The following is a 25130-nucleotide window of genomic DNA, read 5'->3' as shown; positions in this document are numbered from 1 at the left end:
GTTCATGGGGTGCGCGTGGAAAGTGGGGGAAGGAACCGGCCGGCCGGCGAGCTCCCGGGAACACGCGCGGTAGGGTCTACCAGGTGGTTTGCCCGCCGGGACGGGCGCGGGGCGCGATGGAGGCCAGAGAGTGACAGCAGCTGGGGTAGGCGATCTGTGGGGCGTGCGCTATCGGAGCCGGCCTCTATCTGCCGTCCCTGTCCACGTCTTGTAGGCGTCTGAGAACCGGGGCTTCCCGGCGCCTGGTGCGCTCGTCTCGATGCGTGACGCACGTTTGACGCATCGGCCCTGACCGCTACTCCCAGGATGGCTAAGGGATGGTCTCTGACCTGCGGTTCAGTTCAGATACTGTCCCCTTGATCTCTTTCCGATGACGCACCACGTGGAGTGCGTGGCGATCCTTGAGCCCCCTGGCAAAGGCCGTCTGACCTGCGGTTTTGTGGCCCGATTGGTTCGCTCGACCTGTTTTGCTCCGTGAAACAGTCGAGCGAACAGCCTCACCGTCCCAAGTCGCTGACCTGCGGTTTCAGAAGGCGGCGATTACCACCCGGGCACTGGTGTTGAGGTTGTTTGTACTCCTTGACGCTCGGGTGACGCTCGGTTGGGGAGTGGGACCCAGAGGCACGATTCTGCTGGCAGGTGCGATAACCAGGAGATCGAGCGATGGCTACCGAGAAGACCGACCCGGCAGACGGTGAGTGCGTCGGGGGCTGCCCGATCGTTTACGTCGGCTGTGAAGTTCCCCCCGCGAGCTGGACAGCGGGTGTTTACGCTGCCGGGGCGAGGTCCTGCCTGAGGATGATCCTTAGGAGTTCAAGAAGGACGCCGTCGCGCTCTACCGCGCCGCGGTCGGCAAGCGGACGTACGCGGCGGTGGCCGCGGATCTCGGCATCACCGCGGAGTCGCTGCGGACGTGGGTCAGCAAGGACGAGTCACAGGCCGTGCCCGGACGCCGTGACGCGGGCGGGGCGAGGCGGAGGAGCTGGCCCACGACCGACGCCTACGGCCGTTACGCCTTCACGGTCACCGGCACCAAGGACGTGACGGAGAAGGACACGGCCGCCTTCCGGGCCGGCGACGACCTCGGCGAGTTCGCCTTCCGGCAGATCCGCCGCAGCGGCGAGGCCCAGGCGTCGGCCGCGGCCGCGCGGTAGGGCCCCGCCGGGGCGCCGGGCGGGCAGTCACGGTCACAGCCGCGTGGCGCTGCGCAGCGTCTTGGCGTAGTAGCCGTTGCCGTCCAGTCGGGAGACCCCGCCGACGTCGCCGATGGTCGGGCCGTTGACCTCCTCGCGGCTGGAGACGAAGATCAGGTGGCCCTCGGTGTCGTGGCCGAGCACTATGCCGACGTGGTCGAGCCGGTCCTTGGTGCGGGCGTCCAGCTTGAAGAAGACGAGGTCGCCGGGCTGGAGCTGGTCGATGGCGGACGGCCGGTGGTCGGCCGACACCCCGGTCAGCGGGAGCACGTCGACGCCCTTGTCGGAGCGGGCCATGCCGTTGGCGGTGCGCGGCAGTCCGTCGCCGGAGGTGTCCGAGGACATCAGCGGGTAGCGGGTGCGGTAGCCGAGCACCATCCGTATAAATCCCGAGCAGTCCAGGGACTTGGCGCGCAGGGGCTCGGGGGTGCCGGTCTGGCCATTCCGGAAGGGGTAGGGCAGGCCGAGGTAGTCGTAGAAGTCGGACTGCTCCAGGCGCAGGTCGCCGCCCTCTGCGCCGGTGGCATTCAGCGGTCCGAAGTTGGCGTCACCGGCGTAGGCGATGCCCTGCTCGTCCTTCTTCTGCGGAGCGCCGGCCACGTACTGGAAGGCGATGGCGAAGAGGTCGTCCTCCTTGCTGTCCTCGTACTCGGCGTGCCAGTCGGTGAACCACTTCTCCTTCTCGGCGCCCTTCTTCCAGGACTCAGGCATCAGACGCACCCAGTCCGTGGTGGAGACCTTGGAGGAGGTCGAGGCCGGTTCGGCGAAGGTGCGGGCCGGGCCGGTGAGTGTGGCCAGGCGCGCCCCGTCGGTGAACACTGCCTTGATCTGGCCGTCGGAGCCGCGCAGTACCGAGCGCGCGGGGTTCTCCAGCCGGGACCACGTGGCCTTGCCCTTGTCGTCGGAGGCGGAGCCGGAGCCCTCGCCGCCGTCCAGGACGCCGACGTTGCGGACCTCCGTCACCCCGGGCGCCTCCTGCTTGCGCAGTTCCAGGGTGAGGTAGCCGGAGGTCGCGATGAGCGCCAGCACCACCAGACCCGAGAGGACGGGCCGTGACTTCTTCTTCCCTGCCATCGGTTACTCCTCGGTTGTTCTGGGGCGGCTTGTCAGACAGCGGGCATGATGCCGAGCAGCAGCCCGGCGGCGACGACGATGTAGGCCATGAGCGAGACCGTGCCGGTGGCCAGCAGGGTGGGGCCCTTGGGCTGGCGCACCATCTGGTAGGCGATCAGGCCGGGCACGATGAAGCCGAGGGTCTGGTTGCCGTAGAGCAGCGGGAACTCCAGCGAGAGCAGGATCATCACCGTGCTTTGGAGCAGCACGCCGAGCAGCACCACCGAGGCGAACAGCCGCTTGCCGTAGAGGATCACCAGCCGCTGCATGATCTTGGTGCCGCCGTAGGTGAGTGCGGTGACGCCCACCACCATGGCCGCGCGCTGGACGTCCTCGATCAGCGTCAGGGCGAGCCAGCCCGGAGTGATCATGCCGCCGGGCGAGAGGTTGGTGGTGAGGTAGCACAGCAACGAGAAGAACAACCCTATGGCGATACCCAGGGCGGCCATCTCGGGGGTCAGTGCGGCGGTGGTCAACGGGGTCTCCGGGCGTCGTCGTGCGGCTCGTCGTAGGGCGGCCAGGTCTGCTGGGCGGATTCGTACGGCTGCTGCCGCGGCGCGTCGGCGTACTGCTCGAAGGGCTCGTACCGCTCCTGCTGTGCGTACTGTTCGTGGGGCTCGTGCTGCTGCCGGTAAGGCCGTGAAGTCCGGGCCGGGATGCGGACCACTGGGATCTCCTGGGTCTGCGAAGCCTGGTAGCGCTCCTCGTACGCCGGGGGGTACGAGGCGAACGGGTCCAGGCGGGGCGCCTGCGCCGGGGTCGCAGCGGCGGCGGGGCTCGGTGTCTCCTCGTCCGCGTCGCTCTCGTCGGCGGGGAGTTCGGCGAGGTACTCCAGCAGCTCCTCGCCCTGGCCGTGGATATTGCCGATGGCCACCAGGCAGGAGCCGTCGGACATGCGGCCGAGCAGGGCCGGCATGAACTCCTCGGCGGACCGCTTCTCGCCGCCCAGGTCGACCGCCCGGTCCCGCCACTCGGCGGGGATGGCGTCGATGGCGCTCTTGGCGGGGTGCCCGATGACGAAGACGTGGTCGGGCTGGAGGTCGGGGATGATCTCGCCCATCTGCCCGTTGCGCTCCACGCGGTCGGGGCGGCAGTTGATCACCACGTTCAGGGGGCGGCGGATGGCACCGAGGTCGAGGAGCTGGTTGATGTTCATCAGCGTCGACTCGGGGTCGTTGGCCGCGAAGACGTTGGCGAAGGCGAGCCGGTTGCCGTCGGGGGCCACATAGCGCTCCACGGAGAGCACGCCCGGGTCCGGCGGGGCGTCGTACATGCCCTGGAGGGCGACCTCGCGCTCCACGCCGAGCAGTTCGGCGACGACCAGGGCGATCGCCACGTTCTCCTTGAAGGTGAACCAGCTGAAGCCGCGCAGCTCACCGTCGCTGACGGTCTCCGGGTCGGCGTATACCAACTGGCAGTTCCGGGCGTCCGCCTCCTCCTGGAGGATGTGGAAGCGCTCCTTCTCGGCGGTGACGCAGATGCCGTCGTGGGGCATCGAGCGGCACAGCGAGCGGGCCACGTCGTCGAGGGTGGGGCCCATCTCGGCGAGGTGGTCCTCGCGGACATTGCACAGCACGCCGATGGTGGAGCGGATCAGTTTGCTCTGGTTGACCTCCTGGAGGGCCGGCATCACGGCCATGCACTCGATGACGAGCGCGTCGGGCCGGTAGGTGGCGGCCCGGCGGACGATGCCGATCTGCTCCACCACGTTGGCGATGCCGAACTTGCGGTAGACCGGCTCCTCTGTGGCGTCGGGGTGGATGAAGCGGGCCGCCGTCCCGGTCGTCTTGGCGACGGTGATCAGGTCACCGCCCCGCAGCGCGCCCGCGCAGAGCCGGGTGATGGAGGACTTGCCGCGGATGCCGTTGACGAGCACCCGCGAGGGGATGGTGTGCAGCGCGGCGTAGTGCCGACGCTGCTCCACGATGCCCGCGACGAGCAGGAACAGACTGCCGATCAATAGGACGAAGTAGAGGTAGAGCACGCTTGGTCACCTTCCTCCGGCGCAGGGCCGGGGCTCGGCGGCCGGAGCGCCTGGGTCTGCCGGCGGGCCTGCAACTGCTGGCGGATCAGTTCGAGGCTCCGGACGACGGCGCCGACCTCGTCCTGGTAGCGGGGGTAGTGCACGGTCTTGAGGTCGCCGTCGGCGAGCTTCTCGGCGCCGGCCGCGAGGGCCCGCAGGGGCCGTACGACGACGAGGTGGATCCAGCCCAAGCAGACCACGATCAGGGCGAGGCCGAGCAGACTGGCGAGCACACTGCGGTCCTCGCGCTCGTAGGCGGTGATCTCGAACTGGCTGGCGTTCTGCCAGCTCACGACGGTCCAGCCGAGGTCGGAGGCGACGCCGCCGCCGGTGAACGGCGCGGCGGCGGCCACGGTGACGGCGCCACCGTCCCGGATGAGCAGGCCGTTCTCCACGGGCCCGGCGCCCACCTGCACATTGGCGGCGCGCACCAGGTTGGGCAGCGCGTCGTTCGGCAGCTCCTCGAAGGCGAGGAAACCGTCGCTGGCGGCGAGAGTCCGCGCGTCGGCGTTCACGATCCGGACCTCGCCGAGGCCGGGCCGCTTCAGCAGCGAGTTGAGGAACTCCACCCGCACCTCGCCGACGAGGGTCATGCCCTCGTGCTCCGGCACGGGCGCCCCGGCCTGGACGACGGGCTTCGTCTCGCCCTTGCCGGAGACGCGGACCAGTGACCGGTCCTTCTTCGCGCTCCACGTGTGGGGGTCGTCGCCGGCCCGGGCGACGATGTCGCCGGCCTCACCGACGACGTACAGCGCCTGGTAGCGGGTGTGCTCCCGCAGGGCGTGCTTCAGCAGGGTCTCGGTGGCGGCGGGGTCGTCGGTGTCGATCAGGCGTGAGGTGGAGACGAGGTCGGCCTGGGCCTCGTTCAGCGCCCGGCGGGCCCGGTCGGCGACCAGGTCGGTGCGGTCGCGCTGGTCGCCGACCATGACGGCGGGGATGCTGACGGTCCCGTCCGTGCGGTTGAGCAGGAGCCCGACGGGGACGCACCACAGCAGCAGGAGTACCGCCGTCAGCGCCAGCGGCCCGCGCGCACCGCCCCGGAACCTGCCGGCCGGGCGGGTATCGGTGGCACCGTCCGGGGCGCTCACGCCGCCGAGCTGGCCGCGGGTGCGCTCCAGTGCGGAGCCGATGCGGGCGGCCTCGCCCCAGCGGGGCACCGTGACAGGGCGGATCAGGTCGCCGCGGGCGAGCCGGCGGGATTCCAGGAACAGTCCGAGCAGCGGACGCTGCACGGTCATCCACAGCACGGCGACCGCGAGCAGTCCGAGCAGGACCAGGGCGCCCGCCGCGAGCAGGCCGAAGAGCTGCCGGCTGTCCTCGGTGACGGTCTGCTGCTGGACCACGGGGAGCATGGCGACGACCGTGAGGCCGAGGCCGGCGGCGACGCTCTCCCCGTCCTCCGGGTCGGAGGCGGCGAGGGAGGCGTACCCCGCGGTGGCGATGCGGCCGTTGTAGTCCTCGCCCAGCAGGGTTCCGCTGACGCCGGGGTAGCCGCGGGAACCGGGCTCCCGGGCGCTGACGGGGTTCTGCTCGGTCTCCTCGGCGGCCCGGTCGGACAGCCGGGACATCTGCTTCTGCAGGAAGGTGAGTTCTTCGCGCTCCGCGTCCGAGTTGAGTGCCTCGGACTGCTCGAAGCCGGCGGTGGCGAGGAGCTCGCCACCCCGCGCGACGACGGCCATGCTGCGGAACGGGCCCATGTTGATGGAGGGCACGGAGAGGCTGTTGGAGGCGATCAGCAGTTGCTGCGCCCCCTCCTTCCCGTCCAGCACGGCCATCGTCATCAGGCGCACGTCGCCGGTCTCCAGCCGCACCATGCGCGGGGTGAGTGCCTTGTCACCGGTGAGGACGTCCTTGTCCAGCCAGGCGAGCGGGATGCGCTCCCCACGGGCGGCGAGTACCTTGCCGCTCTCCAGGTCCAGCACCGTGGTGCCGGTCCACTTCTGGTACGCCTTGCTCAGGTCCGACAGAACGCGCTCGGGGTCCGCCGGACGGCCCGCGTTCAGCGCGGTGGCGGTGCGTTCGAGGTCCGTGACCCGCTCGTCGATCGAGGCGCGCAGGGCGATGGCGCCGTCCTGGGCGAAGTACTGCTGCGAGGAGAGCACCGCCTTCGGCACGACCGGTTCCGTGTCCGGCCCCAGCACCTTGGCCGTGAGGCCCGCGAGGGCGAGGATCAGCACGCACAGCAGCGCGATCGGCGGCCGGATGCCGCCCAGCAGCGGCATGTCCGCGCGTCTGCGGTTGCGCCGTCGGCCTTTCGGCACGAGGGGCGCGGCAGGAGTCGATGTCACCGGTCTTCTTCCTTGGTCGCTGCGGGTGCTCAGCGCCCTGAGGAGAACCGCTGTCGCTCGGCTGTGAGACGCCGTCACAGAGCAGACTGATAAACGCCGACAAGCTTGTATCCGTCGGCACGCAGGGGGTGTGTGGGCCTGGTCACTTCTCCAGCGACAGCCGCTTCAGGCCGTCGCCGCCCGGCGCTCCCCGGTTGTAGAGGAAGCCGCGCGTGCGGTCCTCGGCCAGCCGGTAGCGGGCGATCCGGTCGTCGGACAGCCCTTCGGGGTTCTCCAGCGCCTGCTGGACGTCCACCACCCGGAGGTCCTCGACTGCGCCCTTGATCGCCTTCTCCCCGGCCTCGATCTCGGGCGGGATGTCCACCTGTGTCGTGCGGTAGCGGGCGGAGACGTCCCAGCCGTCGGCGGTCTCGCGGAACTCGAACCAGCCGATGGCCCCCTCCTCGGTGAGGCCGGTCGGCGAGGAGTGCCGGGCCACCTGGTTGCCGAGGCTGTAGGCGATCCAGGTGCCGTTGACCTTCTGGATCGGCTGGACCACGTGGGCGTGGTGCCCGATCACCAGGTCGACCCCGGTCTCCTTGGTGATCCGCTGGGCCATGTCCAGCTGCGGGACGCTCGGCTCGTTGTAATGTTCCAGGCCCCAGTGCATGGAGAGGATCACCACCTCGGCGCCCTTGTCGCGGGCCCGCTTCTCGGTCTTCTTGACCTCGTCCGTACTGGAGCGGTTGAAGGCCCAGCGCTCCTTCTTGGGCGTGGGGTTGAGGAAGGACTCCCAGGAGTAGGAGAGGTGGGCGACCTTGACGCCGTTGACGTCACGGATGTTGATCTGCTCTGCTTCCTCCGGCGTCCGCGCCGACCCGGTGTGCCCGAGGCCCACCTCGTCCATGGCGTCCAGCGTGCGCCGCACAGCTTTCAGTCCGTGGTCGTAGGTGTGATTGGAGGCCGTCGAGCAGGTGTCGTACCCCACGTCTTTCAGGGTGGTCAGGATCTGCGGCGGAACCAGGAACTCCGGGTATCCCTGGAACGGTCCTTCGGGCTTCCCGACGGGCGTCTCCATGTGACAGATCGCCAGGTCGGCCTTGCTGATCACGGGCTTCACCCCGGCGAGCAGCGGCCCGAAGTCCAGTCCGGCCTCTCCCTGCCCGTTCTCCTCGGCATCCTTGGCGGCCTGCTCGACCAGCTCGGGGTGGATGAGGACATCGCCGGCCGCGGCGACGGTGAAACTGCGGCCGCCGGCCTTGGCCTGGGGCTGCACGGCCTCGGAGCCGCACGACACGGTCAGGCCGGTGGCTATCGCCAGTACTGCCAGCGAACGACCTTTACCGAGAGATTTACGGAATGTCACCGAGCCATAGTTACACGAGTAATTACATGAACCTTACAAGCGACCATGGGGTTTTCGTCACGGGATGGTCACGTTTTCTACGATTTTTCGTCCCGGTAGGTTTGCTGCTGACTCTGGTCGGTTGCCAGGCCGATACGTCCCCGACCTCGGAGAACTCCGTTCCGCGCGCCCGGGAACTGGTCGACCTGCGCAGCCGCATCCTCGGATACACAGCGAAGTTCCGCGCCGACTCCCCCTACGCTCCGCCCGGCAAGGCACAGCGCGCGCGGCTGGCGAAGGCCGTCGGGAGCCTGTTGTCGGGCGACGTCCAGGAGGCGGAACGGCAGCTCGCCCCGCTCGGCCTCGGCCTCACCCGACTCACCGACACCGACTCCGGCCGCCGCTACGACGAGATCGCCGCCACCGGAACCGGCGAGAGCACCCGCTGGGGCCGCCTGTACCTGAACGCCGACTCCGCCGTCCGCTGGAACGTCCAGGTCCCGCACCCCGTCTCCGACCGCGACACCGAGGCCCTCGGCATCCGGCTCCTGGAGCAGAATCCCGGCGGCGCCCTCGTCCTCGCCGGCACGCACCGCCGGGCCGGCGAGGACGACGCGGCCGATGTCGCCCACCGCGAGGACAGCGCCTTCCATACGGTCGTCGTGGAACTGCAGAAGCGCGGGGTGCCCGGCGTTCAGCTGCACGGTTTCACCGACTCCTCCGACCGCCCCTACGACGCCGTCGTCTCCACCGGCGCCGTCGAGACCGCGCCCGCCGAGGTGGCTGCCATGGCCGACCGCATGGACAACGACGGGCTGCGGGTCTGCCGGGCGTGGGCGGCACGCTGCCCGCTGGAGGGCACGACCAACGTCCAGGGCCGCTCGGCGCAGCGCGAACACGCCGGCTTCGTCCACGTCGAGCTGGCCCGGCACGCCCGCGCGGACGACGGCCGCGACACCGAGGAGGCCGCCGACGCCCTTGCCGGGCTGGTCACGGCGTGGAAATCCAGTAGTCCGTCATGGGGTTAGCTGTCGGACGCTCGTTTGACGCTCCGAGTGTGGGATGTCGCAGAGGGCGACGGTTCCGGGCGGCCGTGATCGCCCGGACCCCGGCGGAGAGGGGATCGGCAACAAGGGCCTCGGTTTCCGCAGCGTGCTGCAACTGACGGACTGGCCGCGGGAGGGGACGAGGAAACGTCCCTGTTGGAAAGCGGCGGTACGCGGGTCACTGGCCGGTTGAGAAGCGCTTGGGCTCCGCCAGAACAGCGCGTGCGCCGTCGAAGTCGGTGAGTCGCGCCGACAGGGTGGCCACAGCCAGTCGTTGGGGGAGCGCTGCTGAGAACTTCAGGCCGCGTACCGCCCGCTGGTCGACGTCGGGCAGGACGAGTGCCGGCCCGGCCTGTGCGGCGTCGAGTGCTGCGCGCCACATGTCCGGGCTCAGATCCTCCCGTAGCCGCAGGTAGCAGTCCGTCGGCCGCTGGACCGGGTCGGCGATCGAGGACAGTGTCGCGCCCAACGTCGCATTGGCCCGGTACCCCGCCCACGTCCACCAGCGGACGTCGTTCCCGCGCCGCGCGATCAACGTCCCGCCGGGATGGACGAGGTGCGGGGCGTCCTCGTCACGCCACTCCTGGAGGCAGACCTGGGCTCGTCGGGTGAGTGTGACTGGCGGGTCGGCGCCCAGGAGGACATCGCGCATGGCTCGCGTCAGCGCGTACGAGAGTCCGATGAGTGTGCCTCCGGACCACTTGGCGATCCCGCCGCTCTCGACCGGCTCCACGAAGACCCGCTTGCGCCCCCAGTCGATGAACGTTACCTGCCAGCTGCGGCCCGCCAGCAGCAGTCGTCGCGGGCCTGGACGCTCCTCGGTGAGTACGGACGGGTCCATCCGGCCGATCTCGGTGCGGCCGGACAGGACGGTGAACTGCGGTGGGGCGGTGAAGGATGCGGTCAGCTCGATGAAGTGGCGTCGTCCGAAACGGCGTTCGGCCTCGGGGCCGATGAACAGCATGCCTCCGTCGGTGTCGAGGAAGCCTTCCTCCGTCAGGTGACGCAGGATGGGAGCGGCGGAGCGGTCGAAGGGCGCCAAGCCGTTCCACTGCTCAGGCCACACCTGATCGCCCAGCTTGTGCTCCTGGAGCGTGGCGGCGAGCAGTTGCTGTGCGACGAGATGGCGTGGCTCGGGCGGTGCGACGACCGGTTCGACCCAGCCGCGGCCCCAGAGCAGCAGCAAAGCCGCGGCCTGCAACAGGGTGTCCTTCCGGGTGGCCAGGAACAGGCAGTTCCGGGGGCTTCCCGCCCGACGCCCTGTACGGCCGATGCGCTGGAGGAACGAGGCGACGGTGCCGGGCGCGTCGATCTGGACCACTCGGTCGAGGTCGCCGACGTCGATTCCCAGTTCCAGGGTGGACGTGGCCACGATGACACAGTCACGCGCCTCGGCGAACGCCTGCTCGGACCGGGCCCGCTCGTCGGCCGAGAGGGAGGCGTGCGAGAGGAACACCGTGACGTCACGTGCCCGCAGTGCCGCGCCCAGCTCTTCGACCTGCCGCCGGGAGTCGCAGAACACCAGCCGCTTCTCGCCCTTGTGCAGCGCCGCGATGACCTTGGCGGCGTTGGACAGAGAGCCCACGTAGTCGAGTTCGATCTCTCCGGGTGGAGGCCCGGTCGGGTCGTCCGCGGGCGCCCGGCCGGACGATTCCCCCGAGGGGGCCATGGGTTCCGGGGTGACGACCTGCCCCGTGCGCCGGCTGGCGCCGGACCCTTGCAGCCAGGTGAGCAGTTGTTGGGGATTGCCGACGGTCGCCGACAATCCGATCCGCTGAATGGGATGCCCGGTGACCCGTTGGAGGCGTTCGAGGACTGCCAGGAGATGCCAGCCCCGGTCGTCGCCCGCGAACGCGTGCACCTCGTCGACGACGACCGCCCGGACACCCCCCAGCAGGTGCGCGTGATCCGTCTTCACCCCGATCAGCATGGCTTCCAGCGACTCGGGCGTCGTCAGCAGGATGTCGGGCCTGTCGGTACGGATGCGCTGACGCTGCGACTCCTTCGTGTCCCCGTGCCACAGAGCCGCGCGGCGTCCCAGCCATTGCGCGTAACCGTCGACGCGGGTCACCAGGTTGTTGAGGAGCGCCTTGAGCGGGCAGAGGTAGAGGACCGAGGTGCCGGTCCAGCCCTGTGCGGACATGGCCGACAGGATCGGCAAGCAGGCTGCCTCGGTCTTGCCGCCGGCGGTGGGAGCGAGGAGTAGGACGTCCTCGCCGTCCATCACCGGGTTGATCGCGGCCCGCTGCAGGGGCCGCAGATCCGGCCAGCCGAGCGTGTTGACCACATGGTGCAGGATGACGGGGTCGAGCCGGTCGACGGGGTCCGTGGCCGACGTCATCACAGCTCCAGGTCGACGTCATCGGCCGACGACGATCCGGCCAGGTTCCGCTCGACGTCGGTGAGTTCACTGCCGCCCACCGTGAGCCGGTAGTGCTGTCGCGGATCGAAGTCCGGGAACTGGTCGATACGGTCGAGGACGTCGCCGACCAGCTTCTTGAGGAAGAGCCGGGGGGCGACACCCACCTTGCCGCCGAGGGCACCGCCCACCGCACGGGCCAGATCGGCGACGTACGCGTCGTCCGCCAGCGCTTTGATCCGGTCGGGTGAGTCCGCCCCGGACGCGTAGAGATCACGGATGGTCACCCCGAGGCCGGTCAGCGATTCCAGGGTGAATCCGGACAGGCGCAGCTGGACCGCCCGCGGGTTGTCGAATCGAGGATCGGTCGTGAAGTCGGTGGCGAGTCGTTGGGCGAGCGGCGGAAGTCGCTGCACGCCCTGCTGGCCGTCGTAGAAGGCGGGTGTGCCGGTGATTTGCCGGGCAAGCTGGTTCACCATGCGGCCACGCCGCAGCGTGGGGGCAGGATCGCCGAAGACCGCGGTGAACCTCTGCCGGGCGGCCGACCAGTCCTCCTCGGAGGGCAGCGGCTGGCTGCGCAGCGCGTCATGGTCCTTGATCTCGTTCAGCGCGGGTGCCGGGTCGAGCGGCGTCCCCGCGCGCACCCACACCCGGTCGTCCATCTCGGCGAACGAGGCCACGACGAGGCGGGCGAGGAAGCCCGGCAGACCGCGCGGTGTGGGCCGGTCCGTCCAGTCGGTGAGGGTGATCAGGCTGAGGTCGCCGGTCACGCCCTGCCCGCTGGCGAGCTGCCGGAAATGCTCCGCCCAGTACTCCGACACCTCGAAGTACGCCTCCTTCTGCTGTCCCAGCCGCAACGGAGTGGCCACCCGGCGCATCAGGTTCCGGTCGGGGGCGGGGACTTCGGCGCGTCCGTCGCGGGCCTCGGCGGCGGCCCGTACGTGCGTGAACACCTTCTTGGCGTCGGCGGGCCGGACGACGCTGCCGTTGCCGTCGGGGTCGAGATTCGGGTGGTCCGGGTACTGGCTCGCGAGCAGTTTGCCGGCGATGTGCCGGATGCCGTCCCGCAGCGACTGGCCGAAGGACAGGGTGAGACCCGCGACCTCGCGCAGCGACTGCAGATGGTCGCCGAAGCCGAGCTCCACGTCGGTGGCCTTCTTGTCCGACAGGCCGTACGCCTGCTTGAAGGCGGCCTTCACGTTCTTGAGCAGCGACTCCCGCTGGGTCTCCAGGAGTCCCTTGGCGCGGGCCCGGTTGTCGGGGCTCAGGTGGCCCGCGTACTGGCCGTCGAACCGCTGGCTGTCGGACAGGGCCTTGTCGATGACGACGAGGCGGCGGAAGTCGCCGTACCGCTGGCTGGAGAGGTGCGTGGGCAGCCAGGCGACGCTGCGGGACGGCTCGCCCTGCCGCTCCCGCAGCCGCTGCATCCGCATGGCGTCCTCGCGCGGCCCCCACTCGCTCTCGTCGAAGGGGAGGTCGATCACGATCCGCCAGTGCCCGTCCTGCTGGGGCATGAGGTCGTGGTCCGGCAGCGCGTCCTCGTCGGCGACATTGCCGAACACCACCTCGACACCGCGCTCCGTGCCCCGCCACGCGAAGCGCAGCTCGTTGATCAACTGCTCCTGGTCGATGCCGAGTTCCTCGACGAGGAGCCGCTTGGCGAGGGCCTCGCGGTTGCCGGGGTTGTCGTTGACGTTGGCGTTGGCGATCACCGAGTCGACGTCGACGCCGGACAGTTCGAGCCGGACACCGAGGTTGGTCTCGGTGCCGGTCTCCTTGATCTCTGGGAAGCGGCCCGCCCACTCGCCGATCTTGCTCTTCAGGATGCCGTACTCGCGGCCCGGGATCGGGGCGACCACCGAGCCGTAGTTGAGCGCGGACAGGCGGCGGATGGTCAGGTCGGACAGGGCGGGGACGCTCGGGGCGAGCGCCGACAGCAGCAGCGTGCCGACGATCCGGTTGTCTCCGACGAACTGTTTGATCCGGGTGCGCAGGTCCGGGTCAGTGATGCTCTCGGGCCGGTGGGCGTACTGCTCGATGACCTCCTCCGACACGTTGTGAGTGAGGATGAGGTACGGCCGCAGCTTGGTCCGGTACAGCTTGTCGGCCGCCTCGAAGACCACCTTCAGACTGTCGGTGAACGGCTTGTCGCCGCCCGCAGTGATCAGCGGGTACAGGTCGCCGACCGGGATCAGGTCTCCCAGCCGCAGCTCGGCCCGGTGGTCGGCGAGCAGCTGCCCCATCAGCTTCATGCCGGTCCTGTTGCGCTGGAGCGCGGACGACACGTGCACGAGGGTGTCCATGAAGGCCGGCGAGAAGGGGTACGTCAGCCGGAAGCTCTCCTCGTCCGCGCCCACGCCGTCCGCACCGCGGTCGGAGCCCAGGAGCGTGTCCCACACCTCCTGACGGATCCTGCGGGTCTTCTCGAACTCGGCGTCGACGAGGGCGGCGGCCTCCTCGTTCTTGGGCCGGAGCAGGCGGGCGTGGGCGACCTGCGGGAGGTTGCGGTCCTCCAGCGTGATCTTGTCGAACCGGCCCGAGGCCAGGTTGAGGGTGTCCTGGATGGACGACTCGGCCGCCCCGGACACCTCCTCGCCGACCAGCTCGCGCAGGTCGCGCTGACGTGCGATGAACGAGATCACCGGCACAGCACGGCGGGCGTCGCCGCCCTCCACGAAGTTGGTGATCTTGCCGGCTTCCCGGGCCACGAACTTCTGGTCGTGGATGAGGGTCGCGAGCCACAGGATCAGCTCGTCCATCCGATATCTAGCGAGGGGACCCGCGCCTTTAGGCGTGGGGGGAATCGCTTCTCTGGGCTGCTCTGACCTCAACTTTGCCTATGGATCCGCACTGTTGGCCTGGCTATATGTGCGCCGCGTGTATAGTGATCGCGTGACTGCGACGCGTAAGGTTCGCCGGTACTCCGGTGGCGTGTACGACTTGGGGCTGCACGTGGTGTGGTGCCCGAAGTACCGCCGCCGGGTCCTCGGCGGCCGGGTCGCAGTCCGACTGCGTGAGCTGATCGAGCAGAAGGCCGCAGAGAAGGGCTGGGAGATCATCGCCCTTGAGGTGATGCCCGATCACGTGCACCTGTTCGTCAAACACGAGCCGAAGGCGTCCGCCTCCTACGTGGCGAACCAGTTCAAGGGCTTCACCTCCCGCGTGCTCCGCTCGGAGTTTGCGCACCTGAAGTCGCAGATGCCCACCTTGTGGTCGTCGTCGTTCTTCGTCGCCTCGGTCGGCGCGCTCAGCGCGGACACGGTGGAGAAGTACATCAACACCCAGTTCGAACGCCCCTGGACGAAGAAGCAGAAGCAGCAGGAGGAGGCCGAGCGTGCACCACGCGTATAAGTTCCTCCTGCGCCCCACCGTCCGCCAGGCCGCCGCGCTCGGCGAGATACTGCGGGATCACTGCTCCCTCTACAACGGCGCGTTGCAGGAACGCCGCGACGCCTACCGGCACGTTTCGAAGACCACGGTCCGGTACGGCGACCAGTCCGCGCAGCTCAAAGAAATCCGCGCGTTCGACCCCGAGCGGCAGGGCCGCTGGTCGTTCTCGTCGCAGCAGGCGACGCTTCGCCGTCTCGACAAGGCGATGCAGGCGTTCTTCCGCCGGGTCAAGGCAGGGGAGAAACCCGGATACCCGCGCTTTCGGGGGGTGAACTGGTTCGACACGGTGGACTTCCCCAAGGACGGGGATGGCTGCCGGTGGGACTCCACCCCCAACGACCCCGTCAGCCGCGTGCGCCTGCAAGGTGTCGGGCACGTCCGCGTGCACCAGCACCGGGCGGTGAAAGGCCGCGTCAAGACCGTGTCCATCAAGCGTGAGGGGCGACAGTGGTACGTCATCCTCGTCTGTGACGACGTGCCCGCCGAACCACTTCCCGCGACTGGGGCCGTGTGCGGCATCGACATGGGCACAGCCCACTTCCTGACCACGTCCCAGGGTGAGCACCTGCCCAGCCCACGGCACGGCAAGCGCAACGCCGACGCCCTCGCCAACGCTCAGCGGGCGCTCAAGGAGTTCCCGCGACGCAAGCGGGAGAACCGCACCGCCAAGCATGGCCGGGCGGTGGAGAAGGTCGCCCGCCTGCACCGCAAAGTCAGGCGGCAGCGCACTGACCACGCGCACAAGACCGCGCTTGCGATGGTCCGCACCTACGACGTGATCGCACACGAGCGCCTGAGCATCGCGAACATGGTCCGCGCACCCAAGCCCAAGCCCGACCCCGAGATGCCCGGCAGCTTCCTGCCGAACGGCGCCGCCGCCAAGGCCGGGCTGAACAAGAGTATTCACGACGCGGGTTGGGGGGTGTTCCTGGGCATCCTCGCGCACAAGGCTGAAAGCGCCGGTCGCAAGCTGATCCCGGTGGACCCCCGCAACACCTCCCGCACCTGCCCCGCGTGCGGGCACGTGTCCGGTGAGAACCGCACCACACAGGAGAAGTTCGAGTGCGTCCAGTGCGGACACACCGCCAACGCCGATCAGGTCGGCGCACTCAACGTCGCTATCAGGGCCGGGCTGGTCCTTCCCGACGTGGCCTAGCCACGACAGGAGAAGCCGCCCGGATTCATCCGGGGGGAGGAGTCACGAAGAGGATCAGCCCGTCGTAACCGAGCGCACATCGGTGCGGAGTCGGCCATGACGGGGCGGGTGGTGCCGGCGGAGTGGTGACGTTATCTGGGCTGGCGTCGACTCCGGGCGTTCACTTCGGCGACGAGGGCGCTGAGCAGCTCGTCCTGGGTGAGGGGGCGGAGGTGGCCGGGATCGGCGTCCCATTCGCGGCCACCGGCGAGCGGGCGGAGTTGGACGTACCGGCCTTCGCGGCCCATGACGCGTCCGATGCGGTCGCGGGCGGCGTCGTGGACGGCCTCGCCGAGGGTGGGGATTTGGTCGGCTTCCTCCGTCACCTGGCGGTCCCTTTCGTGATCACGTCCGCGAGCATGAGGGCGATGGGGGCTGAGCACACGCCGAGGTGGACGAGGACGTACTGGGCTTCGTCCTTGCGGTCGTCTGCCCAGGGGGTGCGGATGTTCATCGCGGGGAGCTGGATGCCGGCCCGGGTGAGGGCGGTGGCGAGGGCGTCGCGGGCTTCCAGGGCTTCCAGGGCTTCCTGGATCTTGGGGGTGCGGGGAGCGTGAGGTGTGGGGGTCATGTGGGTCCTCGTCGGCGGTGCGGTTCCGGTGATTCCATGACGGGGCTGCACTGGCTGAATTACGCTGCGTAGTCTGGTCGTTACGAGGATGCGGCCGGATGTGGGCGACCGGGTTGTTGACGGGGCGGAGCTTCCCCGCCGCGCGAAGGTGGTTCCACACGTTCCACTTCGCTCACGCGCACGTCCCGGAGGGAGCAGCGGTATGCCGCAACGACGCGTCATCACCGGCCGCAGTCAGGAACCCCGTCAGCGGTTCGCTGAGGAGTTGCGGACGTTACGGGCCGGGAGTGGGACGAGCCTGCGGGCGCTCGGCGAACGGCTGGGCTGGGACTGGTCGTTGTTCGGGAAGATGGAGAAGGGCGAGACGCTGGGGAGCCCGGAGGTCGTCCAGGCGCTCGACACGCACTACGGGACGCCGGGGCTGTTGTTGGCGATGTGGGAGGTGGCGGCCGGGGACCATACGCAGTTCAGGGAGCGGTACCGGCGGTACATGGCGCTGGAGGCGGAGGCGGTGAGCCTGTGGCACTTCGCGGTGAGTGTGCTGCCGGGGTTGTTGCAGACGCCGGGGTATGCGCGGGAGGTGCTGGCGGCGGGCGGGCTCAAGGGTAAGGAGCTGGAGCAGCAGGTCGAGGCGCGGATGGGGCGGCGGGAGTTGCTGGAGGGGGAGGACGCGCCCCGCTTCCGGACCATTCTTTCCGAGGCGGTCTTGCGGACGGCGTTGCTGGACGCTCCTGAGTGGCGCGGGCAGTTGGAGCACCTCATTGCGGTGACAAAGCGCCGGAACGTCGCCGTCCAGGTGTTGCCGTTCAGCGCTGGCCCCTACGGGCTCGATAGCACCGACGTGTGGTTCCTGCGGTTGCCGGGCGGACGTACGGTGGCGTACACGGAGAACGCGCACCGTGGCGACCTGATTGAGGACAGCGCGGCGGTTGAAAAGCTGCAAGATGCTTACGATGCAGTACGTGACCTGGCCCTGTCCCTGGCCGAGTCAAGGAAGTTGCTCCTGCGCATGTTGGAGGAAGTACCGTGCGATCCATCGACCTGAGCGTCGTGACGTGGCGCAAAAGCTCGTACAGCAACTCGGATGGTGGCGCCTGCGTCGAGGTCTCTGACGACGTTGCCGCTGCCGTCCCAGTACGGGACAGCAAGGTTTCGCAGGGCCCGGCTCTCGTGTTTCCGGCTACCAGCTGGGTCTTCTTCGTCTCGGCGCTCAGGGACAGGGAGTTGAGCGCCTGACCAGGCAGGACAACGGCCCCGCAGTTTGTTCGGATCGCGGGGCCGTTGTTGTAGCCGGTGGGTTGCTTCTGGCGGTACGGCGCCCTCGGGCCGCGGTGATTGGACGTCAGCGTAGGGCTCGTGCCGCCCGACGCCGAGGCGCCACGGAGGGAACTCCAGCGCCGTCGGCCGATCGTATTCTCTCGCTGCGTCGGTGCAGCCTTCAAGTGGTTCGGGGCTGGCTACGATCACCGCATGGGTATATCTGATCTCGCTCAGAACGCGGCGGAGTCCATATCGAACGCCGAGCAGGAAGCGCGCGTGCTCATATGCCCGGCGTACGGGAGCAAGGAGTCGCGCAAGCACTGGAACGACACCCTCGAACGAGAAGTGCCCTTCCTCCAAGGGGAGCTGGCGCGGCATCTGACGCGCCAACAAATCGAGCGACTCACCCACCTCCATCCTGCGGGCGCGGCCCGTTTCTGGGGTGCCAAGCCGACCCACGACAAGGCGATGGCCAAGGTCCGCACGGGCGACGTGGCGCTGTTCACCGGGATGAAGAAGGTGCTGGCTGTCGGCGAGGTCGGCGCGATATTCGCCAGCGGGGAGTTCGCCGACGAGCTGTGGCCTCCCCATCCGGGAGGCAAGAGCTGGCGAACGGTTTACAGCCTGCGTGACTTCGTGCCGGCCGACATTCCGTACGAGGTGCTGGCCAGGCTGATCAAGTATGCCGACAACTATGGATTTCCCGGTCAGCTGGTGCTGGAGGGCGACAAAGCACGCTCTGCCATAGAAGGTCTGCGTATAACCACCAGGACAGTTCTGGAGCAGCTCGGTATTGACGAGCCGCCCGCCCCCGGCCCAGTTCCGACCCGGCGAGCCGAACTGGAGCGGCAACATACCCCGACCGTCAGCTTCGATCGTGCGGCGGTGACGACCCTCTACCGGCGTGAGGAGCAGCCGCTGGTCACGGAGTTCTGTGGCACACTCGCCACCGCTGCCGGGCGCTTCCGCTCTCCTGCGGGTCTTTGTGACATCTACTTGGAAGGGCCCGACGGTGTCGAGGTGATCGAGGCGAAAAGCCGCACCGGGCACGCGTATGTGCGGGATGCCCTTTCCCAATTGCTGGACTACGCCCCGCACAGTCCACTTCCCGCAGACCGGCTTGCCGTGCTGGTCCCCGGCCCGCTCGACGAGCGGGAGCTGTCGCTTCTCCACCGATACGGTGTCGACTGCATTCACCGGATCTCCCCAGGCGTCTTCCAGCGGGTTCCGGCACCAGATCATAAACGACGCATGATGAAAGAGCTGTGGACGGCGAGCTGAGGCGCCGGCGGCAAGGTGGCCACCACTGGGTGACGGCGATCGCGTACCGCTCGGCGTGCGAGTCGTACGCGGTGCGGGTCAGGGTGCCGATGAACGGGTCGAGGTAGCCCTCGGTGCCCGCCTCGTAGTCCTTCGCCGGGTAGCCCGCCAGCGAGAAGTCGATGAGGACCAGCTCGCGGGTGCGGTTGGGGCGGATGCGGATGGCGATGTTGTCCGGCTTGATGTCGCGGTGCCAGACGCTCTCGCCCTCCAGGAAGTCCACGGCCCCGAACAGGTAGTCGCCGTACGCCTCCAGCTGGTCCATCTTCAGCCGGCCCAGTTCGCGCAGCTGGCGCGCGACCGTCTCCTCGCGGCGGCGGGATCGTGTGCCCGTGGGGGAGCCGGACGCTTCGTCGGTGTCCTCGCGCTCGTCGCCCACGTACTCCAGGGCGAGGGCGGTGCGGGGCCCGATGCGCAGGGGTTCCGGCTCGACGAGCCTGATCACCCGGGAGTCGGGGCGCAGCCGGTTCATCACCTCGGCCTCGTAGAACAGCACCTGGCCCCTGCTGTCCGAGAGGGCCACCTTCAGGACGGCCAGCGGCCGGGTCTTGCGCGCTTCGGCCTGGAGATCGCGGACGAGGAAGGCGCGGCTGGTGGACCCGGTGCCGAGGCGGCGGCGGACTTCCCAGCGGCCGCCGAGCACATCGCCGGCCACCGCTTCGAGGGCATCCTTCTCGGGGTCCTCGGCCGGTTCGGGGTCGGGCGCCGAGGTCGGCGCGGTCAGGCCGTCCTCGACGATCTCCAGCATCTCCAGGAACTCGTCCACCGAGGACAGGCGTTGTTCGGGCCGGTAGGCGGTCGCCGCCTGCACCAGGAAGTCGATGTCCTCGGAGAGGTCGTCGACCAGCGAGCTGGGGCGCAGTCCCTCGCCTGCCTCCAGCCGTGCCAGCAGTTCGGCCTGGCTCGCGGCCGGGGCCTTGCCCGTGAGCAGGAGGTAGGTGAGGACGCCGAGCCCGTACACGTCCAGGTACACCGGGTCGGCCTTGAGGGCGGTCAGCTCCGGGGCGAAGTAGGGGTCGGAGCCCTCCGCCAGGTGCATCGCCGAGAGTGCCGTCGGTGCGAAGCGGGTCATGCCCTGCCCGCTGTCGCCGTCCGTGCCGGAGGCGCGCTGGGTGGCGATCTGCCAGTCGGAGATCTCCAGGCGTGGGGTGAGCCAGGCGGCGTCCTCACCGACCGTCTGCCCGCGCCGCCCCCGGTCGCGGGGGATGACGTGAACGGCACGGGCGGCCAGCGCCCGGTGGTGGATGCGAGCGGAGTGCGCGGAACGCATCGTCTCGGCGAGCTGGCGGAGCAGCGCCATCCGGCCCAGGATGTCCAGGCCCTTGCCGTGCTGGAGCAGGTACTCGTCCAGCCTGAGTGTGCGCGGGTCGTAGTCGAAGATCAGCGCGGGGCCCGCGGAGTGCCCGGATGGGTAGTACTGCTTGAGCTGGACGACGCCGGGGTGCTTGAACCGCTGCAGTACGGCCGCCTCACGACGGGCGGCGTTCTCCACCGACCGCCGGAGCGACGCGTCCGATCCGCGCTCACTGAGGTAGACGCGGACGCGGGCCACCTCGGGCAGCTCGCTGTGGCTCGCCTTGTAGTCGGCCCAGGTCGGGCCGGAATCGAAGGACTTGCGGTCCAGCTGGTACGGGCCGACCTTGTACTCGGCGTCACTGCGCCGGATGCCGATCCGTTCCAGCGCGGTCCTGATCTCGCGGGATTCGATGGCCGTGATACGGCGCCGCTCGTCGCGCGGCCGCTCCTGCAGCATCGCCACCAGCTCGTCGACGGTGTGGACGCCGTTCTGGTCGTGGGCGGGCAGGCGGACGCGCAGGCCGCCGTCGGTGAAGCAGACGGCCTCGCCGACCCACACCCGCCTGCCGTTCTGGCCGAGCAGGGTGGCCAGCTCCTTCGCCTTCTTGTTGACGAGATGGAGCGGGTTGCCGTGGGGGCGACGGTGGCCACCGGGAGTGGTCTGGACCCAGGTGCCGTTCTCGCTGGTCACGGAGCCGTGCCAGTCCTTGAGCTCGATCATGTAGACGCCGCCCGGGGCGACGACGAGGAGGTCGACCTCGCGAACGTGACCGGTGTGGGCGGTGAAGGTGAAGTTCGACCAGGCCCGCCAGGGATCGGCGTCCGGCAACTTCTCCCGGATGGCTTCCAGGCCACGGTGTTCATGGTCGAACTCGGACTCGGTGACCGTGGTCCACCGGCCTTGCCGCATGCGCTGTCCCCGCCTCTTGGTTCCGTCCCCAGTCACTGCCGTGTGACGTTGCGTGGCTTTTCCACCACGTCACGGACCTGGTGAATCCTAGCCGTGGCCGACGACAGGGGTAAGCCGTGCGCTGAGCCGCAACCGTCGGCCCGGTCGCTTCGCCGACCCCGACCGGCGGTGCCGTCCTGCACTCCGGCAGCCGTGAACGGCACTGCGAGCGGCAGGCCGACCATTCACGGATTCTTCGCCCAGGCGTCGCCCTTCCAGCCCTCCGCACCCATGGCCCCTCGCCAGCGCCACCGGGCTCGCCACGCTCGGCCTTCCCTGGCTGGTGGGCGGCTACGAGTACGGCGGGGTGCTCGACCAGCTGATGCATGGCTGGCTCGGTGACATCCGGATCGTCGAACGGGCCCTGCCCGTACGCGAATTCATGATCGCCTGAACCTGCGCAGCCCTTCCCCGGCAGCAGCACCCCCTGCCCCGGGCAACTACCACCCCTGCCTCCGGCACCCCCCAGCGCCTCTTTCGTCGCAGCGGTCAAGGGCGGGCAGTTGACCGCCTGAACCCTGGCGGCGCCCCGAAGGAACCGGCTCCCGTGATCGGCTGATCATGGGAGCCGATGGCGTCCTCGGCGGGAAAACTTGAGGCTGGTTCTCGCCTGGACGCCCGCTCTAGGTCTCCCGCCGCCGACCTGCTGCGTCCGGCGACACTTCTGCTTAGGCTGTGCAACAGCACACAGCATGTTGGCCGCAGCGGCCCGATCACTGGGTGACCTTCAGTGGTTCGGCCGCCAGGGGCAGTCACCGGGGGAACACCATGGGGGAACGAAGTGGCGGAACGCAGCGCGCGAACGCGGGAGAGCATGCGGGTGAGCACGAGATGTCCGTGTTCGGCGTCTCTGCCGCCGAAGAGATCATCTACCGGCACTTCCTGCGCAACCCGGACACGTCGGCCGATGACATCCACCTGCGCCTGCACATCGACCGGGACAGCGCTCGGCGCTCCCTCGACCGGCTGCGCGATCTGGGGCTGCTGATCTCCACAGGCGCGGGCCGACTGATATCCCCGGCGGATCCCGGGGTTTCGCTGGCCCGGCTGGTGGACTCGCGGCTGCACGAACTCCACCAGGAGCTCCAGCGCGTCACCCAGTCCCGGCATGTGGTAGACAGGCTCCGCGCCGAACTGGGTACGCAGAAGCACTCCCCGCAGGACATCGACCAGTTGGAGGGCCTCGCCGAGATCCGCGACCGGATCGACGATCTCGCCTTCTTCGCCCGCGAGGAAATCCTTTCCGTGGAGCCGTACGCCAAGCTGTCGCCCGAGAACATCGAACGGTCACGGCCCTTGGACCTGCGCTGTCTGCGCCGCGGCGTACGCATCCGCAATGTCGTCCCGCGCAAGGCTCTTCAGGACGGCCCGACCGCGAACTACCTGCGGGAACTGGCGTCCCAAGGGGCCATGATCCGGGTGGTCGAGAACACCGCGGAACGCATCCTCGTCTATGACCGCAAGACCGCGCTGGTGCCGCTCGATCCGCAGAACACCGCGCGCGGAGCGCTCCTGGCGCACAAGTCCGGGCTCGTCGCCAACATCATCGCCCTGTTCGAAAAGATCTGGGACGAGGCAGAGGACTTGGAGCCGGCAGGAGGCAAAGCAAGTGAAACCCCGGATTCCGGTCTGTCGGAGGTAGAGCAGCGGGTTCTCGCCCTGATGTGCTCGGTCGGCAAGGACGAGGCGGGCGCGCGTGAGCTCGGGGTCTCGGTACGCACCTATCGGCGGTATGTCGCCGATCTCATGCAGACGCTCGGCGCCGCCAGCCGGGCGCAAGCCGCGCTGCTGGCGCGCGAGCGCGGCTGGGTCTGACCGCACACCGGCCCGACGACGGGCACCCCGCCGCCGGTCAGTCCTCCTGGATCCAGCCACGCAGCGCCGTGTCGGCCAGTACCTCCCGTACGGCACGGCACACCGTTTCCCGGTCGGTCCGGCCACCCAGCTCGATGCTCAGCCGGACCCGGTCGGAGCTGACTTCGGGGGTGGTGCAGGACCAGCCCGCCGGGAGAAGTCCGATCAGCCGCACCACCGTTGTCTCCCCGGAAGGGGCCGAGCTGTGACGGCGGACAGCCACGACATCCACCGCCTCGGGGGTGTGACCGGGCTTCAGCATGCTTACCCTCCCCAGGGCGACCGGGCGTCGAAGGCGTCCAGCGCGGCGCCCGTCATCGCCGCTATGCCGGTCGGCAGAGCGGTGCGTACGTCCGGGGCGAATCCCGGCGAGTGGTTCGACGGCAGCGGCTCGCCCCCGGCCAGGGCGGTCCGCCACTGCCGGACGCCGGTCACGCCCAGCATCCAGTACGCCGTACGCACCCCGTCCCCGCCGGCGCCGAACCACGGGAAGTCCTCGGTCGCGGTTGTGGCCGGCCAGTCGGCCACCCGGTGCGCGCCGAACAGTTCCTCGTGGACCCGGCGTACGGCGGCCGTGGTGTCCGCGTCGGGTACGAGCACGGGCGAGCGCGCGGTGACGATGAACTCGGGGTCCTTCGGGCAGCCGGAGGCCGCGCACTCGGCCCGTACGATCCGCTCGACAGCCGCCGTGACGCGTTGGAGCGCGGCGTCGGAGAAGGCCCGTACGCACAGGCTCAGTTCGGCGTCGTCGGGGATCACATTGCCCCGTTCTCCCGCGTGGAAGGAGCCGACGGAGAGGACCACCTGTTCCGCCGGCGAGGTTTCCCGCGACACGATCGTCTGGAGGCGCAGCACCGCCGCGGCGCCGGCCAGTACCGGGTCGACGGTCAGCTGCGGAGTGCCTGCGTGTCCGCCGCGCCCGTGAATGATCACATCCATGGCCGTACTGCCGGCCATCAGCGGTCCCGGTCCCCGGCCATGCGCGACCGTTCCCGCGGGCATCGGGGCGGTGTGCTGAGCCAGCACCACCTCGGGCGTGCCGAAGCGTTCGTAGAGACCGTCGGCCAGCATCGCCCGCGCCCCCAGGAGGGTCTCCTCCGCGGGCTGGCCGACGACCAGGAGGGTGCCGCGCCAGGTGTCGCGGGCGCGGGAGAGCTGGGTGAGTGCGCCCGCGGCGGCGGCCATGTGCAGGTCATGGCCACAGGCGTGCATGACACCGGGCACGGTGCTCGCGTACGGCAGACCGGTCCGTTCCGTGACCGGCAGCGCGTCGAGTTCGGTACGCAGCATCACGGTCGGGCCGGGGCCGTTGCGCAGTACGCCGACGACACCGTGGCCGCCGACTCCGCGGGTGACCGTGCAGCCGTGCTGTTCCAGGTGGGCGGCGAATCGGCCGGCGGTGCGGCTCTCGGCGCCCGAGAGTTCCGGGTGGGCGTGCAGGTCGAGATAGAGCTCGACGGCTGGCCGCAGCACGTCGCGCGGGACCGCAGAGGTGGTTCCGGTCACTTCCCTCACCTCCTCGTTGTTCCGATCTTTTCTTCGTCGTCCGCTTTGCGAGCGTATGGTCCAGATCCTCCAGACCTCCGTCATGTCACTGTCATGGGGTGTCAGTGCTTTGACAGCGAGAGCCGGGGTGATGTGACAGCGCCCTCCGCTGGAATGGGGTCATCGCAAGGGAACACCGCCGGAAAAGCCGGAGGATCCCGGTGGATGAAGGAGAACGCCATGGCCCCGAAGACTGAGCTCGCCACCCTCGCCAACGAGATCCTGGAGCTGGAGTCGGAGACCTTCGAGATCTCGGACTACTCGGACGCGGCCGAGGTCGTCCTCGCCGGTTGCACGTCGTCCTCCTCGACGTCGACCTGCTCCAGCACCACCAGCACCACCTCCTGCAGCGCCTGATCCGGCGACTGCCTGATCGGCAGCCCCTTCTCCTACGGGAAAACTCC

16 protein-coding genes and 5 pseudogenes are annotated in these 25130 nt (G+C 69.3%); 8 read left to right on the top strand and 13 right to left on the bottom strand.

Annotated features, from left to right (window positions below; all coding sequences use genetic code 11):
• Nucleotides 1-809: 809 nt before the first annotated feature.
• A pseudogene (locus ACIHCQ_RS13000) lies at nt 810-1154 on the top strand (transposase); the annotation flags it as partial.
• 33 nt (nt 1155-1187) lie between these two features.
• Here ACIHCQ_RS13000 and ACIHCQ_RS12995 read toward each other — a convergent pair.
• The 5 genes and pseudogenes from ACIHCQ_RS12995 to ACIHCQ_RS12975 all read right to left on the bottom strand — a co-directional run bounded on the left by ACIHCQ_RS12995 (nt 1188) and on the right by ACIHCQ_RS12975 (nt 7962).
• Nucleotides 1188-2267: a C40 family peptidase gene (locus ACIHCQ_RS12995; RefSeq protein ID WP_399661182.1), complete on the bottom strand. Its 1080-nt coding sequence runs from the start codon at nt 2265-2267 to the stop codon at nt 1188-1190.
• A gap of 32 nt (nt 2268-2299) precedes the next feature.
• Nucleotides 2300-2782 (bottom strand): poly-gamma-glutamate biosynthesis protein PgsC/CapC, encoded by a 483-nt coding sequence (locus ACIHCQ_RS12990; protein ID WP_399661181.1) that lies wholly within the window; start codon nt 2780-2782, stop codon nt 2300-2302.
• Nucleotides 2779-4290 (bottom strand): poly-gamma-glutamate synthase PgsB, encoded by a 1512-nt coding sequence (gene pgsB, locus ACIHCQ_RS12985; protein ID WP_399661179.1) that lies wholly within the window; start codon nt 4288-4290, stop codon nt 2779-2781. Before pgsB ends, ACIHCQ_RS12990 begins: the two co-directional genes overlap by 4 nt.
• 6 nt (nt 4291-4296) lie before the next feature.
• Nucleotides 4297-6551: pseudogene (locus tag ACIHCQ_RS12980) on the bottom strand (HAMP domain-containing protein).
• Between the two features lie 208 nt (nt 6552-6759).
• Nucleotides 6760-7962 (bottom strand): CapA family protein, encoded by a 1203-nt coding sequence (locus ACIHCQ_RS12975; RefSeq protein WP_399661177.1) that lies wholly within the window; start codon nt 7960-7962, stop codon nt 6760-6762.
• A 101-nt stretch (nt 7963-8063) separates the two neighbouring features.
• On the opposite strand from ACIHCQ_RS12975, the gene ACIHCQ_RS12970 reads away from it, so the two are divergent.
• Nucleotides 8064-8969, top strand: a complete 906-nt coding sequence (locus tag ACIHCQ_RS12970) for a hypothetical protein (protein ID WP_399661175.1) — start codon at nt 8064-8066, stop codon at nt 8967-8969.
• Between the two features lie 196 nt (nt 8970-9165).
• On the opposite strand, the gene ACIHCQ_RS12965 is transcribed toward ACIHCQ_RS12970, so the two are convergent.
• The 3 genes and pseudogenes from ACIHCQ_RS12965 to ACIHCQ_RS12955 form a co-directional block, all read right to left on the bottom strand.
• The gene (locus tag ACIHCQ_RS12965) at nt 9166-11328 is read right to left on the bottom strand and encodes a DEAD/DEAH box helicase (RefSeq protein WP_399661173.1); all 2163 of its coding nucleotides are present in this window, start codon (nt 11326-11328) and stop codon (nt 9166-9168) included.
• Nucleotides 11328-11801, bottom strand: a pseudogene (locus ACIHCQ_RS12960) (BREX system ATP-binding domain-containing protein); the annotation flags it as partial. The pseudogene ACIHCQ_RS12960 and the gene ACIHCQ_RS12965, both read right to left, overlap by 1 nt.
• Nucleotides 11796-14105: pseudogene (locus tag ACIHCQ_RS12955) on the bottom strand (phage resistance protein); the annotation flags it as partial. The pseudogenes ACIHCQ_RS12955 and ACIHCQ_RS12960, both read right to left, overlap by 6 nt.
• Nucleotides 14106-14238: 133 nt before the next feature.
• On the opposite strand from ACIHCQ_RS12955, the gene tnpA reads away from it, so the two are divergent.
• Nucleotides 14239-14697, top strand: a complete 459-nt coding sequence (tnpA, locus tag ACIHCQ_RS12950) for an IS200/IS605 family transposase (protein WP_399661171.1) — start codon at nt 14239-14241, stop codon at nt 14695-14697.
• Complete coding sequence (locus ACIHCQ_RS12945; RefSeq protein WP_399661170.1) at nt 14681-15892, top strand: RNA-guided endonuclease InsQ/TnpB family protein; 1212 nt, start codon at nt 14681-14683, stop codon at nt 15890-15892. The genes tnpA and ACIHCQ_RS12945 overlap by 17 nt, the downstream gene beginning before the upstream one ends.
• A gap of 131 nt (nt 15893-16023) precedes the next feature.
• On the opposite strand, the gene ACIHCQ_RS12940 is transcribed toward ACIHCQ_RS12945, so the two are convergent.
• Nucleotides 16024-16257, bottom strand: a complete 234-nt coding sequence (locus ACIHCQ_RS12940; protein ID WP_399661168.1) for a hypothetical protein — start codon at nt 16255-16257, stop codon at nt 16024-16026.
• A complete protein-coding gene (locus ACIHCQ_RS12935; RefSeq protein WP_399661166.1) occupies nt 16254-16502 on the bottom strand; it encodes a hypothetical protein in 249 nt (82 codons plus the stop codon). The genes ACIHCQ_RS12940 and ACIHCQ_RS12935 overlap by 4 nt, the downstream gene beginning before the upstream one ends.
• 202 nt (nt 16503-16704) lie before the next feature.
• Between ACIHCQ_RS12935 and ACIHCQ_RS12930 the strand changes: the two genes are divergently transcribed.
• A complete protein-coding gene (locus ACIHCQ_RS12930; protein ID WP_399661164.1) occupies nt 16705-17547 on the top strand; it encodes a helix-turn-helix domain-containing protein in 843 nt (280 codons plus the stop codon).
• Nucleotides 17529-17738 (top strand): DUF397 domain-containing protein, encoded by a 210-nt coding sequence (locus tag ACIHCQ_RS12925; protein ID WP_399661161.1) that lies wholly within the window; start codon nt 17529-17531, stop codon nt 17736-17738. The genes ACIHCQ_RS12930 and ACIHCQ_RS12925 overlap by 19 nt, the downstream gene beginning before the upstream one ends.
• A 1333-nt stretch (nt 17739-19071) precedes the next feature.
• Here the strand turns inward: ACIHCQ_RS12925 and ACIHCQ_RS12920 are convergent.
• Nucleotides 19072-21288 (bottom strand): annotated as a pseudogene (locus ACIHCQ_RS12920) (NERD domain-containing protein); the annotation flags it as partial.
• Between the two features lie 870 nt (nt 21289-22158).
• Between ACIHCQ_RS12920 and ACIHCQ_RS12915 the strand changes: the two are divergent.
• A complete protein-coding gene (locus ACIHCQ_RS12915) occupies nt 22159-23142 on the top strand; it encodes a helix-turn-helix transcriptional regulator (RefSeq protein ID WP_399661454.1) in 984 nt (327 codons plus the stop codon).
• Nucleotides 23143-23179: 37 nt separating this feature from the next.
• Here ACIHCQ_RS12915 and ACIHCQ_RS12910 read toward each other — a convergent pair whose 3' ends face one another.
• Together ACIHCQ_RS12910 and ACIHCQ_RS12905 are read right to left on the bottom strand one after the other, a co-directional pair.
• A complete protein-coding gene (locus ACIHCQ_RS12910) occupies nt 23180-23443 on the bottom strand; it encodes a hypothetical protein (RefSeq protein WP_399661159.1) in 264 nt (87 codons plus the stop codon).
• Between the two features lie 2 nt (nt 23444-23445).
• A complete protein-coding gene (locus tag ACIHCQ_RS12905) occupies nt 23446-24696 on the bottom strand; it encodes an amidohydrolase (protein WP_399661157.1) in 1251 nt (416 codons plus the stop codon).
• A gap of 210 nt (nt 24697-24906) precedes the next feature.
• Between ACIHCQ_RS12905 and ACIHCQ_RS12900 the strand changes: the two genes are divergently transcribed.
• A complete protein-coding gene (locus ACIHCQ_RS12900) occupies nt 24907-25083 on the top strand; it encodes a thiazolylpeptide-type bacteriocin (RefSeq protein ID WP_399661155.1) in 177 nt (58 codons plus the stop codon).
• Nucleotides 25084-25130 lie beyond the last annotated feature (47 nt).

The organism is Streptomyces sp. NPDC052236, assembly GCF_044548015.1.
Lineage (GTDB): Bacteria > Actinomycetota > Actinomycetes > Streptomycetales > Streptomycetaceae > Streptomyces.
Note: the sequence above shows the minus strand (reverse complement) of the source record. Positions and strands in the feature narration are given on the sequence as shown.

Bases quoted from the DNA above. Each gene is read 5' to 3' on its own strand.
- ACIHCQ_RS12995 (WP_399661182.1), bottom strand. From the start codon at position 2,267: ATGGCAGGGAAGAAGAAGTCACGGCCCGTCCTCTCGGGTCTGGTGGTG.
- ACIHCQ_RS12965 (WP_399661173.1), bottom strand. From the start codon at position 11,328: ATGACGTCGGCCACGGACCCCGTCGACCGGCTCGACCCCGTCATCCTG.
- ACIHCQ_RS12935 (WP_399661166.1), bottom strand. From the start codon at position 16,502: ATGACCCCCACACCTCACGCTCCCCGCACCCCCAAGATCCAGGAAGCC.
- ACIHCQ_RS12930 (WP_399661164.1), top strand. From the start codon at position 16,705: ATGCCGCAACGACGCGTCATCACCGGCCGCAGTCAGGAACCCCGTCAG.
- ACIHCQ_RS12915 (WP_399661454.1), top strand. From the start codon at position 22,159: ATGTCCGTGTTCGGCGTCTCTGCCGCCGAAGAGATCATCTACCGGCAC.
- ACIHCQ_RS12910 (WP_399661159.1), bottom strand. From the start codon at position 23,443: ATGCTGAAGCCCGGTCACACCCCCGAGGCGGTGGATGTCGTGGCTGTC.
- ACIHCQ_RS12900 (WP_399661155.1), top strand. From the start codon at position 24,907: ATGGCCCCGAAGACTGAGCTCGCCACCCTCGCCAACGAGATCCTGGAG.